Consider the following 13996-nt stretch of genomic DNA (forward strand, 5'->3'; position numbering starts at 1 on the left):
GTTACACTGGCATTGACATAATGTCTTTGTACGCTTCAACCAGCTTGTTGCGTACCTGAACTGTCGCTTCAAAGGCTAAAGATGATTTCTGGCTGGCTATCATGACCTGCGCCAGTGACACATTAGGATCACCAAGCTCAACTGCGGTACGCATTCTGCCGGTTTCCTGAGCCAGATCGTTAACATGGCTAAGCGCACTGGTCAGCATAGAACTGAAATCGCTTTGGCTTGGGTTCACCTGCTCTGTATTTTGCAGCCGCAGCTCAGTGCCAAGCCCTCTTGCCTGGCCCGCCAATGACTGCATTTCTGCATAAAGTGCCTGACCTTTGATGTTCATAGCGTTATCCGTCAAAAAAATGCTGCAACTAGAATTACCTCTAACAAAGCAGGAGTTGTGCCAGTTTTTAACGCAATGAAATATATAGAAAAAACCCTCGTAACGAGGGTTTAGGTAACTCAGACAGGCAGGTCAATACCGCAGTCGCGCATTCTGGCCAGCTTATAACGCAATGTACGGTCGCTTATCCCCAGCTTTTGCGCTACGTCTTTGCGCCGGTTGGCGCAGGCTTTCATAGTGGCAAGGATAATGCGGTGTTCCTGCTCATGCACACTGTGTTTAAAGCTATTACTGCTCTCATCAGCAATATCAGGCTCATCGGCATCTGCCAGTAAGGCAGTGTCCGCCGCAGCCAGCGCAGCAGACTGCGCCATATCGTCCGGCTCCAGCATAATATCCTCTGCTGTTATCGTGTTGCCCTGTGCAATGATCAGCGCCCGCTGTACCACGTTGTCCAGTTCACGCACATTTCCCGGCCAACTATGCTGACTAAGGCGCACACGTGCTTCTGCGGTTAAAACCGGTACAGCTTGTCCGCTGTCAGCACAGTGGCGCTGCAGCAAATGCTCCGCCAGTGGCACTATATCGTCAGGGCGTTGACATAGTGCTGGCCAGATAAGCGGAAACACATTAAGCCGGTAAAATAAGTCTTCCCGAAAAGCGCCTTGCGCTACAGCCTGCTTTAAATTACGGTTACTGGTGGCCAGCACCCGCACATCGAGCTTAATGGTTTTACGCCCGCCCAAACGCTCTACTTCCCGCTCCTGCAATACCCGTAGCAACTTAGCCTGCAGGTTTAAATCCATTTCGGTAATTTCATCCAGCAGGATAGTACCCTGTTGTGCCTGCTCAAATTTGCCAGGGCACGCGCTTATCGCGCCGGTAAAGGCACCCTTCTCATACCCAAACAACGTTGACTCGAGCATATTTTCCGGAATAGCGGCGCAATTTATCGCAATAAAAGGCCCGTTTCTGCGCTCTGATAACTGATGAATGTAGCGTGCCAGTACTTCTTTGCCGGAACCACTGGGCCCGGTGATCATCACACTGACATCAGTCGCGGCAACTTTGCCGCACAGCGCCAGCAGCTGTTTACTGCTATTTGATGCGGCCACGGGTTCAACATTACCTGAGGGTTCAGAGCTGACATAACGGCTGACAGTATTCACTAATACTTCCGGCGAGAAAGGTTTCGCCAGATAATCGATAGCGCCAAGCTGAATGGCCTCTACTGCTGCCTGCACCGTTGCGTAAGCCGTCATCATCAGCACCGGCAATTGCGGATAGCGCTCGCGCAGTGTCTTTAGTAATGTCAAACCGGATACGCCCTGCATTTGTACATCACTGATAACAAGCTGTACCTTATGTTGCTGCAGCAATAATAAAGCCTGTTCGGCACTGTCGGCGGCCAGAACCTGATATTGCGCCAGCATCAGCGTATCCTGCAACGCTTCACGCAAGCCGGCATCGTCTTCGACCAGTAAAATACGTTGTGTCATTGGCCTGCCTCCTGAACACTGTGGGAAAGCGGTAGCAACATTTCAAAGCAAGCGCCCTGCTTAGTGGGCACATACCTTACCGAACCATGATGTGAATGCGCCACAGCCTGCACAACAGCTAAGCCAAGCCCAGTGCCTTGTGCGCGTCCGGTAACGAAGGGTTCAAACAAATTATCGTGTAACGCCGGCGCAACCCCGGGCCCGTTATCGGTAAGGCGCAGCAGCAACTTACCACTGTGCTGTTCGCTTGTTTTGAGCTCCAGCAGTATTTGAGCTTTGGCTGGTATTGCCTGCAGACTGTTTTGGATCAGATTCTGTATCGCACCGCACAAAGCATTTTGGTTACCAACAAGACGAAGCGACGGCTCATCACATTGCAGGGTAAAATCCGCCTGGTGCTGCACCAGCAAAGCGTCAACCGCTGCTTCAATTTCTGTAATCAGCTGATCGAGCGTAAATTCTGCCACCTGCTGTGAACTGCCGCTGCGGGCAAACAGCAGCATATCGCTGACCTGCTGCTCTAAATCCTGCAAACGGGATAATAACTTTTGCTGAAACTGCTGTTGAACCTGCCAGGTGGCTCTTGGGTTGGCCAAATTCTGTGCGTACAACATTGCAGCAGATAACGGCGTGCGTATTTGATGCGCCAGGGTGGCCATCATTTTGCCCAGCACAGACAACCGCTGCATCTGACCGACCCTGCTTTGTAATTGCCGGGTTTCGGTCAGATCGGTCAACATGATTAGCTGTCCTGGCTGGGTATATTCGGTGTGCGTCAGTAAAGCATTAATTTGTAATTTAACCCTGCGGCCATCTTTTAACGACACTTCCAGGCCGTCATCACGGCGGGGGCTAAAACAGCGGCTGATGATGGAAAACCAGGCCTCTCCAACCAGCTGCTCACCTAACATAGATACAGCAGCGGGATTAGCCTGGTACACCACACCGCGCTGATCTAATAAAATGACTGCTGCTGGCAATGCCTGCAATACAGGATCAAGCCCGGTTGATGCGCAATACGTTGAGAGCTGATGGCCACTGGCTGCAACAACTGATAAGCCTTGCCGGGCAAACCCGGAGGGCGAAAAGTGCATAGCACTGGCTGAAGTCATAAGTCCCCCTGAAACACATCGTTCAGGGGAGTAATGCAGACATTATGCCAGCATTTTATTGATTTATTTCAGATGGTTAAACCTGTCAAAACTCTGACAGCAGCAGTTACTCATCTTTCCCGAGATTATACTTTCGCATTTTTTCAACCAGGGTAGTACGACGCAGCCCTAACACTTCAGCTGCCCGGGCAACAACAAACTCATGCCGCTCCAGCGCTTGTGAAATAAAGCGGATTTCAAGCTCAGCAAGGTATTCTTTTAAATCCAGCCCCTGCTCAGGCAACTGCTGCAGCGTATCAGCATCTGATGCAAAGCCGCTGTCATCGTCTGTGTCATCATCGTCGGTTGACTGAAACATCTCATTTAGCAGATCGCGTTCCTGCAAGCTTTCCGGATACTGCGGTACGTAGCTTTCAATGTCCAGATGACGGTACTTGTGTGGCAATTCAGCCACATCAACCACCTGATCCGGGTACATAATGACCATTCGCTCCAGCAGGTTCGCCAGCTCACGCACATTTCCGGGCCAGCTGTGTAACTGCAGGCTTTGCATTGCATGCTCCGTAAACTTAACGATTGCCTGGCTATGCTTAGCCTGGCGCTTTAATAACTCACTCACCAACAGAGGTAAATCGTCTGTACGTTGGCTAAGGGCCGGTGTCTCAATTGGAAACACATTCAACCGGTAGTATAAGTCTTCGCGGAAACAGCCTTCAGTAATCATCTGCTCCAGGTCGCGGTGCGTTGCAGCAACAATTCTGACGTCGGCTTTAATTGGCTGGGTACCACCAACACGCTCATAAGTGCGCTCCTGCAACACCCGTAGCAGTTTAACCTGCATGTTCAGCGGCATATCGCCAATTTCATCTAAAAACAGCGTGCCGCCCTGGGCCAGTTCAAACCGGCCTTTGCGGGTTGAGATTGCGCCGGTAAAAGCGCCCTTCTCATGGCCAAACAGCTCACTTTCCAACAGCTCAGCCGGAATAGCACCACAGTTAATAGGCACAAAAGGTCCGCCTGAGCGGTTAGATAACAAATGGATATTGCGGGCTGCCACTTCTTTACCTGTACCTGAAGGCCCAAGCACCAGCACGTTGGCATCTGTTTTAGCCACTTGCTGAATAAGAAAGCGTACCTGCTGCATTGCATCTGAATTGCCAACCATGCCGTCAAACTTAACTGCAGTTTCAGTCTGGCGCTGTATTGGCAGTAACCTGTGATACTGCTGGCAATCACGCAGCAGTTGTGTCAGTGAGGCATAAGCAAAAGGTTCAGTTAATAATCCAACGGCATTGGCGTGTTCCAAAAGCGGTTGCAGGGTTTCACCTAACAACAAAAATGCCGTAGCCGGGTATTGCTGTAACAGCGTTGCATGCAACTGGCTACCTAAAGCGCCAAGCAGCACTACAGCCGGTTCATCGGCGCTTAAACGTTGCTGCAATTCCTGCAATGTCAGCTGTTGATGTGGTTCATGAATAAAGCCCAGCACCGTGCTTAAACGGCCACTACGCTGGCTTTGTTCATCAACAATATACAGTGAAGGCGTATTTGACATGCTGTTGCTTTTATTATGCTTTTAACTGCATTGTACTGTGCAGGCGTCAGCTTGCAAGAGAAGACGCTATTTTTTTGACGCCGGTGTCAAAAAAATAGCGTCAGAGATAGTTAACTCAGCAGATTCAATGCTTGTTGCTGTTGCACCCTGGATTGCGCCGCTACACTAACCGATGTGTTAGCAAGAATATCTGCAGCCACTTTATCACTGGTCGCACGGGCAAAATCCAGATCTTCAATCCGGCTGCGCGCCTCTGATTCAGCAATCTGCTGGCCATTTAAATTACTGGCGGCACTGGCAAACCGGTTGGCTTCAGCCCCGGCCTGAGCTTGCAAACCACCAATGTAATCACGCGCCTGAGCAATACTATCCAGCGACTGCGCAGCACTTTGCGCGCTGGATAAATCGATATTAAAGGCATTGCGGTCCTGCAAACCTGCTGCAACATCTGTGGTGGTAAGGTTAACGCTTCCAGACCCGGAGCCAAAAGCTACACTGGCGTCTTCGCCGAACAGCTTCTTGCCGGCAAACTCTGAACTGTCAATGATCTGCTGTGCGTTGGCAACATACGCATCGGCTTCCGCCTGCAGCGCCTGCCGTTCTTCCGTACCATAAATGCCATTACCGGCGGCAACAGACAAGCGGCTAAGCTCAGCAAAGTTGTCATTTACGCCTTGCAACGCTTGCTCATAAACACGGGATAACGAAATACCGTCGTACACGTTTCGCTCGCCCTGAGCCTTGGCATTAATACTGCTGCTAAGTTGATTCGCAATTTGTAAGCCTGCGGCATCATCCGCGGCACTGTTAATACGTTTTGCTGTTGCCAACTTTTTTAGCAGGTTTTCCTGCTGCAGCTGCGCCTGATTGAGGGTGTTGCTACTGCCGGGAGCATTAAGTTTCATCATGACACCACTTCATCGTTAAAACTGGTTATAGTTTAGTCAAAGCGACACTAAAGCGCTATTAATTCAGTAGCGGCATAAAATTTATTGACGCAATGGCTGCAAAACTGTTTAAGTTTAATATGTTAGAAGCGGCGGCATACTTTATGCTAAAGTCAGCTCACACAGCAATTTGCAACATTACGTGGTTCCTGAGGGCAGCTTATGTTTAACGGCAAAACCATTCTGATTACCGGCGGTACCGGCTCGTTTGGCCATAAGTACACGGAAACTCTGTTAGCGCGCTACAAACCGAAAAAGATTATTATCTATTCACGTGATGAGCTAAAGCAGTATGAAATGCAGCAAAAGTTTCATCACAGCTGCATGAGATATTTTATCGGTGATGTACGCGATGAGCATCGTCTGATCCGCGCTATGCACGGTGTAGATTATGTGATCCATGCGGCAGCGTTAAAACAGGTTCCGGCGGCAGAGTATAACCCGACCGAATGCATCAGAACCAATATCAATGGCGCCGAAAACGTGATCAACGCAGCTATTGAAACCAACGTTGAAAAAGTTATCGCGCTATCTACCGATAAGGCTGCAAACCCCGTAAACCTTTACGGCGCCACTAAACTGGCATCCGACAAGCTGTTTATTGCTGCCAACAACATGGTTGGCGACAGCAAGCCGAGGTTTTCCGTGGTGCGCTACGGCAATGTTGTTGGCTCCCGCGGCTCAGTGGTACCGTTTTTTCAGCAGTTAGTAGATAAAGGAAATGATCATATTCCAATAACACACCCCGAGATGACCCGTTTCTGGATTAGCCTGCAACAAGGTGTCGATTTTGTGCTGAAGAACTTTGAGCGCATGCTGGGCGGTGAGATATTCGTACCGAAAATCCCCTCTATCCGTATTGTCGATCTGGCCGAAGCGATGGCGCCGCATTTGCCGATAAAAGAAGTGGGCATTCGCCCGGGTGAGAAACTGCATGAAATGATGTGTCCGGGTGATATGTCCTATCATACTTATGAATTCGCTGATCATTTTGTTATCGCACCGGCCATCAAATTTTTTAACCGCAGTAATGATTTCTCCAGTAACGCCCTGCAAGAGCAAGGCAAGCCGGTAGCCCCTGGGTTTGAGTATGTGTCTGATACTAACCCGGATTTTCTTACTGTCGAGCAAATGCGCCAGTTTAATCAGGAAGCTATGTCGTGATCCCCTATGGCCGCCAGCACATTACCCAGGCTGATATTGATGCGGTAACAGAGGTACTGCAAAGCGACTTTTTAACCCAGGGGCCGACTGTACCGGCTTTTGAAAAACGCCTTAGCGAACTAACCACCGCGCAGCATGCCATAGCTGTTAATAGCGCCACATCCGCTTTGCATCTTGCCTGCCTCGCGCTGGGGGTTGGCCCGGGCAGCCGGGTCTGGACCTCACCTATCAGCTTTGTTGCCTCGGCCAATTGTGCCCGTTACTGCGGTGCTGATGTCGATTTTGTTGACGTAGAACCCGACAGCGGCAATATGGCAATTGATAAGCTGCGGCTGAAGCTGGAGCAGGCGCGTAGCAATGATACGCTGCCGCAGGTCGTTATTCCTGTGCATCTGGCCGGCGCCAGCTGTGATATGCAGCAAATTCATTACCTGGCCAACGAGTTTGGCTTTGCAATCATTGAAGATGCTTCACATGCTGTGGGTGCCAGTTATCTTGATGATGCTGTGGGCTGTTGCCGCTACAGCGACATTACGGTATTTAGCTTTCATCCGGTAAAAATCATCACCACTGCCGAAGGCGGTATGGCGCTGACTAATAACACTGAACTGGCCGATAAAATGCGTTTACTCAGAAGCCATGGTATCAGCCGTGATGAAGGCCTGATGACTGAGCCCAGCCATGGCAACTGGTATTATCAGCAGTTACAATTGGGCTTCAACTACCGCATGACTGATCTGCAAGCCGCTTTAGGGCTAAGCCAAAGCCGGCGCTTGCTACCAATAATTCAAAAACGCCAGCTGCTGGCCGCAAACTACCACCGCTTGCTGGCACAGTTGCCTTTAAGCTTACCTGCGCTGGATGATGACAATATCAGTGCCTGGCATTTGTTTATTATCCGGCTGGATGACAAAACTAAACGTAAAGCCGTATTCGATGGCTTGCGCGATGCAGGCATAGGTGTCAATGTGCATTATATCCCTATCCATACCCAGCCTTACTATCAGCAACTGGGTTTTGACTGGGGCGATTTTCCGGTAGCGGAAGATTTTTATGAGCGCATCATCAGCCTGCCGATGTTTCCGGAATTGACCGGCGACCAACAGCAATATATCGCCGATACACTGACTGAGCTGCTGCAATGAGAGTCGCCATCATTCCCGCCCGCGGCGGCAGTAAGCGCATACCACGCAAAAATATTAAAGACTTCTGTGGCCAGCCTATGCTGGCTTACCCCATTAAAGCAGCATTGAACAGCGGCGTAGTGGACAAAGTGGTGGTCTCCACCGAGGATGCTGAAATAGCGGCCATAGCACGCCGGTACGGTGCAGAAACACCTTTTGTGCGCAAGGCTGAGCTAGCAGACGATTTTACCGGAACCACAGACGTAATACGTAACGCTATAACGGAGTTGCAACAACTGGGTTGGCCACTAAGCAGCTGCGCCTGTATTTATGCTACTACCCCGTTATTGAACAGCGAACGTATTGCAGCCGCATACCAGATGCTGTTAAGCAGTAAAGCCGACTATGTGTTTAGCGCCACCCGTTTTTCTTTTCCCATTCAGCGCGCATTGCTGCAAACAACGGAAGGTGGCGTGGTGCCGTTTGACCCGGCCAGCATTATGCAGCGCTCACAAGATCTGGCTGAGACATTCCATGATGCTGGACAACTTTACTGGGCAACCGCTGATACTTGGCTGGATAGTGCTAAAGCTGTGTTCGGCACAGGTTCGCGAATGCTGCTGTTACCGGATCATTTAGTGCAGGATATTGATACTACTGAAGATTGGCGTCGTGCTGAGTTGTTGTATCAACTGTTACTGGCGCCTGCGCAGTGAAGGTGCTGTTCCGCGCTGACGCCTCTGTTACCCTGGGTTCAGGCCATGTTATGCGCTGCCTGACACTGGCTATGGCGCTTAAGCAACAAGGTGCTGAGTTTGACTTTATATGCCGGCCACATGAGGGAAATCTAATTGCCTGGCTTAATAGCCAAAGCGTTAATGTGATTATCCTTCCCGATACTATCCACAATGAAGTTGATGACGCCCTGCAATGCCTGCGCAGTCTCACAACACAGTATCAGTTGCTGGTGCTTGACCATTATCAGCTAGGGCAAGCCTATTGCCAGCTTATGCGCCAGCGCTGTCATAAAATATTGGTGATTGACGATTTGGCCAACCGCCAACATGACTGCGACATATTGCTGGATCAAAACCTGCTACCGAACAATAGCGAGCGCTATCAACAATTAATCCCAACCCATTGCCTACAATTATTAGGCCCACGCTATGCGCTGCTGCGCGATGAATTTTACCAAGGCCAAAGCTCCCCCCAGCCGCAGCATATTTTGGTCAGCTTTGGCGGAAGTGATGAGCAAAACTTAACCTCACTGGCAGTTAATGCTATTGAACAGCTAAAGTCACAGCAGGTTACGGCCGATATAGTATTAGGCGCAAATAACCCGTGGCGCGCTATGCTACAGCAGCAAGTTGCGCGCCTGCCTAATGTGCAATTACATGTGCAATGTAATTACATGGCCAGCCTGATGCACCGGGCTAGACTCATGCTAGGTGCGGGCGGAGCCACACATTGGGAGAGATGCATTTGTGCCCTGCCGGGTTTAGTAGTGACCGTTGCCGAAAATCAGCAGGCGACAACGGCGTATCTAGACGAGCTCGGGGCCTGTGTCTGGTTGGGTCAGGCTGCTGAAATGTCAGCAAAGTTCTTTGCAGAGCAACTATGCTATTACCTGTCCCAACCAGCACTATTGGATGAAATTAGCCAAGCGGCCAGCAACATAGTTCAGATGAACACAGGTACGCCTATAGTGGTAAAACAAATATTAACGATGGTAGCGAGAACGTGATGTCAGAGATAAAAATTGGCAACCGGCTAGTAGGGCCAACACAGCAACCTTTTGTCATTGCCGAAATGTCTGGCAACCACGGTCAATCACTGGAAAAGGCGATGGCCTTAGTTGATGCAGCCGCTGCAGCAGGCGCTCATGCTTTAAAACTGCAAACTTACACGCCGGATACTATTACGCTGGATGTCCACGAGCGAGAGTTTTTTATCGCTGATAAAAATAGCCTGTGGCAAGGTAACTCATTGTACAACCTATACAAAGTTGCAATGACGCCTTGGGAATGGCATAAACCTATTTTTGATTATGCCAACAGCAAAGGTATGTTGGCATTTAGCTCGCCGTTCGACTTGACGGCAGTCGATTTTCTAGAATCTCTTGACGTACCTTGTTATAAAATTGCCTCCTTTGAAAATATTGATCATGGCCTGCTTGCTGCTGTGGCGAAAACCGGTAAGCCCGTTATTATGTCTACCGGCATGGCAACGCAAGCAGAACTTGCAGAATCAGTTGAAGTACTTCGCAGTAATGGCTGTAAAGATCTCATTCTGCTAAAATGCACAAGTAATTACCCTGCCCGCCCGATCGATGCGAACTTGCGTACCATCCCACATTTAGCGCAACTGTTTAACTGCCAGGTCGGCCTATCTGACCATACTCCTGGGGTGGGTGTATCTGTTGCAGCAGTCGCACTCGGCGCTACCATAATCGAAAAACACTTTGTATTAGACCGCAACGGTGGCGAAGTTGATGCCGAGTTCTCTCTGGAGCCCGCCGAACTAAAAATGTTGGTAGAGGAAACCAACCGCGCTCATGATGCGCTTGGTACAATACACTACGGCTGTACCGATAAAGAAATTTCCTCCCGGGTACACCGGCGCTCGCTCTATATTGCTAAAGATATGCAAGCCGGAGATATCTTTACTGCAGAAAACCTGCGCTCAGTGCGGCCGGGCCTTGGTTTAGCACCGAAATATTTGCCAGAATTTCTTGGACGTAAAGTAAAGCAGGATGTAGCGATGGGCACACCGCTAAGCTGGGATCTGCTGTGACAGAGCCTCTTTCCGGCACCGCATTGCTGTTAACCAGTGCAGGTGCCAAAATTCCTATGTTGCAAGCAGCCAGGCAAGCTTGGTTGCGGCTGTTTCCAACCGGCAGCATTATTGCCGGCGACATGCAGCCTTTAAGTGTAAGCAGAGCTTTTGCCGATAGTTTCTGGCAAATGCCTGCCACAATCCTTGCCAATAAAGCTGAACTACGCCGCGGCTGTATTGAGCGGAATATCAAGGTTATTCTGCCCAGCCGCGATGGAGAGCTATTGTTTTGGGCACAAAACCACTCTTACTTTGCAGAAGCAGGCATTCACATTATTGTGTCACCTGAGGCCGGCATTAAATTGTGCCTGGATAAGCTGGCCTTTGCTGAATTTGGCCGCCAGCATCAACTACCTATTATTCCGGCGTCATTACAGATTGACGATATCAACGCAGAGCAATTGGTTGTTAAAGAGCGCTTTGGTGCCGGCGCCAAATCAATCGGCCTGGCGCTGAGCAAAGAACAGGCCTTGCAGCATGCAAGGCAGTTGCAGGCACCAATTTATCAACCGATGCAAAGCGGCAAAGAAATCAGTATTGATGCTTGGCTGGATAAAGACAGCCGCGTAAAAGGCCTGGTACTGCGACAGCGCGATAAAGTCGTAGCCGGCGAATCACAAATCAGCACCACCTTCAGCGATGCGGCTTTAGCTCAGCAATTCAGCCATATATTGGCACAGCTGAAACTCACAGGCCCGGTGGTAATGCAGGCCATTATTGACGCCAACAGCAAGCCACACATTATAGAATGTAACAGCCGTTTTGGCGGCGCTTCGACTCTAAGCATAGTGGCTGGATTGGACAGCCTGTATTGGAGTTTTCAGCAAGCCATGCAGCCGGAAGCCCGGCTTAGTGATTTTACTGCAGCAAAGCAACCAATCAGGCAATTGCGCTACAGTATGGATACCTATCAGTATGATCCTGATTTTTGATCTGGACGACACCCTATACGATGAACGTCAGTTCGTAGAAAGCGGTTTTCGCGCTGTAGCCGATATGGCGCAGCAACATTGGCAACTAGATGCCGTCTCCGGTTTCCAACGTTTATGCCAATTGCTGGATAGCCAGGGCCGCGGACGTATTTTTGACGATTGGTTAAAACCACATAACTTAGCCAGTAAAACCAATATCAGCGCGTGTTTGCAGCGCTACCGGTTACATAAACCGCAGCTAACACTGCCATTGGCCCATCGGCAAATGCTGCAAAGCCTTCCCGGACCGCTGTATCTTGTCACCGACGGCCACAAAATAGTGCAGCAAAATAAAGTAGAGGCGCTTGGCTTAGCGCCTTATTTCAAACGTATGTTTATTACTCACCGTTTTGGCATAAAGCATGCTAAACCTTCCACCTATTGTTTTGAGTTAATCCAAAAGGCTGAACAATGCCGCTGGCAGGATCTGGTTTATATCGGCGATAACCCGGCAAAAGACTTTGTTAATCTGAATAAAAAAGGCGCACAAACCATCCGTATTTTGACAGGCTGCCATAAGGATGTGCAGGCTAAACCTGGCTATGACGCTAAAACGCTGCTGCATACTCTTACTGAGCTGACGCCATTACTAACAGGTAACCGTAATAATGTCTGACCAAGCAAAATTTACCGAACACCGCCACGCGCTGGGGTTTATTGAAGCGATACCCAAACCGTCAGAGGCACAGTTGCAGGCGCATTATAACGCTAAGTACTACCAGGTGCCTGAAGGCTCTTACCACAGCTCTTATACTGAGCAGGAGCTGGCGTATTTTCACAATATCGCCAGTGTCGCTCACCGTGTAGCACAGCAGAATAATTTGCCCCGCAGCTTGCTGGACTTGGGCTGTGGTGAAGGTTTTTTTGTCAACGCTTTTGAAACCTTTGGCTGGGAGCTTGCCTGCTGTGATTATTCTGATTTTGGTATCAGCAAACACAACCCGCATTTGTTGCCGTATTTTCAACAAGGCAGCATTGAACAAAGCCTGGCACACTACAAAGGCCGCACCTTTGGCCTGATTAACCTGCAAAATGTGCTGGAGCATGTGCTGGACCCGTTCCAAACCATGGCGATACTCAAACCCTTACTGTCGGCCAATTCCGCGCTGAGAATCAAAGTACCGAATGACTATTCTGATTTTCAACTGGCCTTGCAACAGCAAGGCTATACCGACAATACCTGGTTTGCGCCACCGGAGCATCTCAGCTATTTTAATCAGGAAAATTTAAGCAGCTTTATCTCGGCGTGCGGCTATCGCTTATTGTCTCTGCAAACCAACTTTCCTATCGAAGTTTTCCTGACCAATTCACATTCTAATTACTGGCAGGACAGAAGCCTTGGCAAACAAGCGCATTTTAGCCGCGTATTTTGTGAAAACTTTCTGATTAGCAAAAACATAGACAACTATATTCGCTATGCTGAAGCCAGTGCAGCCCTGGGCTTTGGCCGCGAGCTGATCGCTTATGTCACACCTGAGTAAGCCTTACTTTTCGGGAATAAAAAAATGAATAACAAAACAAACACCAATCCGGTGGTATCCACGGATTCATCAGCAACAGAAGCCGACAGCCGCAGAAATTTTTACCAAACCTTTAGCGATTGTCCGGTGCCACAGGCAGAAATACTGAACAATTTAGGCCTGTTTATGCGCCGTCAGGATCTGTCACGTATTATGTTTATGGACGAATTGTATAAAAAAGCACTGCCGGTGCATGGTGTCATTATGGAGTTTGGTGTGCGCTGGGGGCAAAACCTCGCGTTATTTTCATCATTTCGCGGCATGTACGAGCCCTACAATTATAACCGCAAGATCATAGGCTTCGATACCTTCGAGGGCTTCCCGTCAGTATCAGAGAAAGATGGCTGCAATGATGTAATCAAAAAAGGGGCCTACAGTGTCACCGAAGGCTACGAGCATTACCTGGACAGCGTGCTGCAATATCATGAATCAGAAAGCCCGCTAAGCCACATTAAAAAATATGAAATTGTTAAAGGCGATGCCACGGCAACCCTGGAGCAATACCTGGCGGATAATCCTCAAACTATTATCGCTATGGCATACTTTGATTTTGATATTTACGAACCCACCAAAAAATGCCTTGAATTAATTAAAGGCCATTTAACCAAAGGCAGTGTTATTGGTTTTGATGAGCTAAATTACCACAAGTTTCCGGGGGAAACACTGGCACTAAAAGAGGTATTTGGTTTAGATAAGTACGCCATAAGACGCTCGCCGCTGAGCCCGCTTACCTCTTACATCGTTATAGAGTAATGGGCAATTGTTAATAGTATATTATTAGCGAGGCTACTCGCAGCGAGTTTTATTCTATCACACCCGTCATTTTCAAGCGGTTGTTGCCTATTCAGCAACAACCCAATCATTTACTATTTTTATCAGTACTAATGCTGGTTAGTTTTACTGAACTTTACTCAAGAGCACTTATTTTAGAG

General features: G+C 49.1%; 14 protein-coding genes. 9 read left to right on the top strand and 5 right to left on the bottom strand.

Annotated features, from left to right (window positions below; translation table 11 throughout):
• Window position 1: 1 nt before the first annotated feature.
• The 5 genes from fliE to AC5SV9_RS03585 form a co-directional block, all read right to left on the bottom strand.
• Window positions 2–337 carry a flagellar hook-basal body complex protein FliE gene (gene fliE, locus AC5SV9_RS03565; RefSeq protein ID WP_134053778.1) on the bottom strand — a complete coding sequence of 112 codons (336 nt, stop codon included), beginning with the start codon at window positions 335–337 and terminating at the stop codon, window positions 2–4.
• Window positions 338–456: 119 nt separating this feature from the next.
• Window positions 457–1836: a sigma-54-dependent transcriptional regulator gene (locus AC5SV9_RS03570; RefSeq protein ID WP_475152690.1), complete on the bottom strand. Its 1380-nt coding sequence runs from the start codon at window positions 1834–1836 to the stop codon at window positions 457–459.
• Window positions 1833–2948 carry a sensor histidine kinase gene (locus tag AC5SV9_RS03575; protein ID WP_475152688.1) on the bottom strand — a complete coding sequence of 372 codons (1116 nt, stop codon included), beginning with the start codon at window positions 2946–2948 and terminating at the stop codon, window positions 1833–1835. The genes AC5SV9_RS03570 and AC5SV9_RS03575 overlap by 4 nt, the downstream gene beginning before the upstream one ends.
• 106 nt (window positions 2949–3054) lie before the next feature.
• Window positions 3055–4503 carry a sigma-54 dependent transcriptional regulator gene (locus tag AC5SV9_RS03580; protein ID WP_475152685.1) on the bottom strand — a complete coding sequence of 483 codons (1449 nt, stop codon included), beginning with the start codon at window positions 4501–4503 and terminating at the stop codon, window positions 3055–3057.
• Between the two features lie 110 nt (window positions 4504–4613).
• Window positions 4614–5411, bottom strand: a complete 798-nt coding sequence (locus AC5SV9_RS03585; protein WP_475152684.1) for a flagellin — start codon at window positions 5409–5411, stop codon at window positions 4614–4616.
• A gap of 201 nt (window positions 5412–5612) precedes the next feature.
• On the opposite strand from AC5SV9_RS03585, the gene pseB reads away from it, so the two are divergent.
• The 9 genes from pseB to AC5SV9_RS03630 are packed head-to-tail and all read left to right on the top strand — an operon-like array spanning window position 5613 to window position 13817.
• On the top strand, window positions 5613–6614 hold the full coding sequence (gene pseB / locus AC5SV9_RS03590; RefSeq protein ID WP_475152683.1) for a UDP-N-acetylglucosamine 4,6-dehydratase (inverting): 1002 nt from the start codon (window positions 5613–5615) through the stop codon (window positions 6612–6614).
• The gene (gene pseC / locus AC5SV9_RS03595; protein WP_475152681.1) at window positions 6611–7759 is read left to right on the top strand and encodes a UDP-4-amino-4,6-dideoxy-N-acetyl-beta-L-altrosamine transaminase; all 1149 of its coding nucleotides are present in this window, start codon (window positions 6611–6613) and stop codon (window positions 7757–7759) included. Before pseB ends, pseC begins: the two co-directional genes overlap by 4 nt.
• A complete protein-coding gene (gene pseF / locus AC5SV9_RS03600) occupies window positions 7756–8454 on the top strand; it encodes a pseudaminic acid cytidylyltransferase (protein ID WP_475152679.1) in 699 nt (232 codons plus the stop codon). Before pseC ends, pseF begins: the two co-directional genes overlap by 4 nt.
• Window positions 8451–9482: a UDP-2,4-diacetamido-2,4,6-trideoxy-beta-L-altropyranose hydrolase gene (gene pseG / locus AC5SV9_RS03605; RefSeq protein WP_475152678.1), complete on the top strand. Its 1032-nt coding sequence runs from the start codon at window positions 8451–8453 to the stop codon at window positions 9480–9482. Before pseF ends, pseG begins: the two co-directional genes overlap by 4 nt.
• Window positions 9482–10531 carry a pseudaminic acid synthase gene (pseI, locus tag AC5SV9_RS03610; protein ID WP_475152676.1) on the top strand — a complete coding sequence of 350 codons (1050 nt, stop codon included), beginning with the start codon at window positions 9482–9484 and terminating at the stop codon, window positions 10529–10531. The genes pseG and pseI overlap by 1 nt, the downstream gene beginning before the upstream one ends.
• Window positions 10528–11505 carry an ATP-grasp domain-containing protein gene (locus AC5SV9_RS03615; protein ID WP_475152674.1) on the top strand — a complete coding sequence of 326 codons (978 nt, stop codon included), beginning with the start codon at window positions 10528–10530 and terminating at the stop codon, window positions 11503–11505. Before pseI ends, AC5SV9_RS03615 begins: the two co-directional genes overlap by 4 nt.
• Window positions 11489–12160 carry an HAD family hydrolase gene (locus AC5SV9_RS03620; RefSeq protein WP_475152673.1) on the top strand — a complete coding sequence of 224 codons (672 nt, stop codon included), beginning with the start codon at window positions 11489–11491 and terminating at the stop codon, window positions 12158–12160. The genes AC5SV9_RS03615 and AC5SV9_RS03620 overlap by 17 nt, the downstream gene beginning before the upstream one ends.
• Entirely contained in the window at window positions 12153–13025 is an 873-nt protein-coding gene (locus tag AC5SV9_RS03625; protein ID WP_475152671.1) for a class I SAM-dependent methyltransferase, read from the top strand. The genes AC5SV9_RS03620 and AC5SV9_RS03625 overlap by 8 nt, the downstream gene beginning before the upstream one ends.
• A gap of 24 nt (window positions 13026–13049) precedes the next feature.
• A complete protein-coding gene (locus tag AC5SV9_RS03630) occupies window positions 13050–13817 on the top strand; it encodes a hypothetical protein (protein ID WP_475152669.1) in 768 nt (255 codons plus the stop codon).
• Window positions 13818–13996 lie beyond the last annotated feature (179 nt).

This window comes from Rheinheimera sp. ATLC3 (genome assembly GCF_059429535.1).

What these genes read in the sequence shown, in the direction of transcription:
- pseB (WP_475152683.1), top strand. Translation starts at nt 5,613, where the DNA reads ATGTTTAACGGCAAAACCATTCTGATTACCGGCGGTACCGGCTCGTTT.
- pseF (WP_475152679.1), top strand. Translation starts at nt 7,756, where the DNA reads ATGAGAGTCGCCATCATTCCCGCCCGCGGCGGCAGTAAGCGCATACCA.
- pseI (WP_475152676.1), top strand. Translation starts at nt 9,482, where the DNA reads ATGTCAGAGATAAAAATTGGCAACCGGCTAGTAGGGCCAACACAGCAA.
- AC5SV9_RS03625 (WP_475152671.1), top strand. Translation starts at nt 12,153, where the DNA reads ATGTCTGACCAAGCAAAATTTACCGAACACCGCCACGCGCTGGGGTTT.
- AC5SV9_RS03575 (WP_475152688.1), bottom strand. Translation starts at nt 2,948, where the DNA reads ATGACTTCAGCCAGTGCTATGCACTTTTCGCCCTCCGGGTTTGCCCGG.
- fliE (WP_134053778.1), bottom strand. Translation starts at nt 337, where the DNA reads ATGAACATCAAAGGTCAGGCACTTTATGCAGAAATGCAGTCATTGGCG.
- AC5SV9_RS03580 (WP_475152685.1), bottom strand. Translation starts at nt 4,503, where the DNA reads ATGTCAAATACGCCTTCACTGTATATTGTTGATGAACAAAGCCAGCGT.
- AC5SV9_RS03630 (WP_475152669.1), top strand. Translation starts at nt 13,050, where the DNA reads ATGAATAACAAAACAAACACCAATCCGGTGGTATCCACGGATTCATCA.
- AC5SV9_RS03585 (WP_475152684.1), bottom strand. Translation starts at nt 5,411, where the DNA reads ATGATGAAACTTAATGCTCCCGGCAGTAGCAACACCCTCAATCAGGCG.
- AC5SV9_RS03570 (WP_475152690.1), bottom strand. Translation starts at nt 1,836, where the DNA reads ATGACACAACGTATTTTACTGGTCGAAGACGATGCCGGCTTGCGTGAA.
- AC5SV9_RS03620 (WP_475152673.1), top strand. Translation starts at nt 11,489, where the DNA reads ATGATCCTGATTTTTGATCTGGACGACACCCTATACGATGAACGTCAG.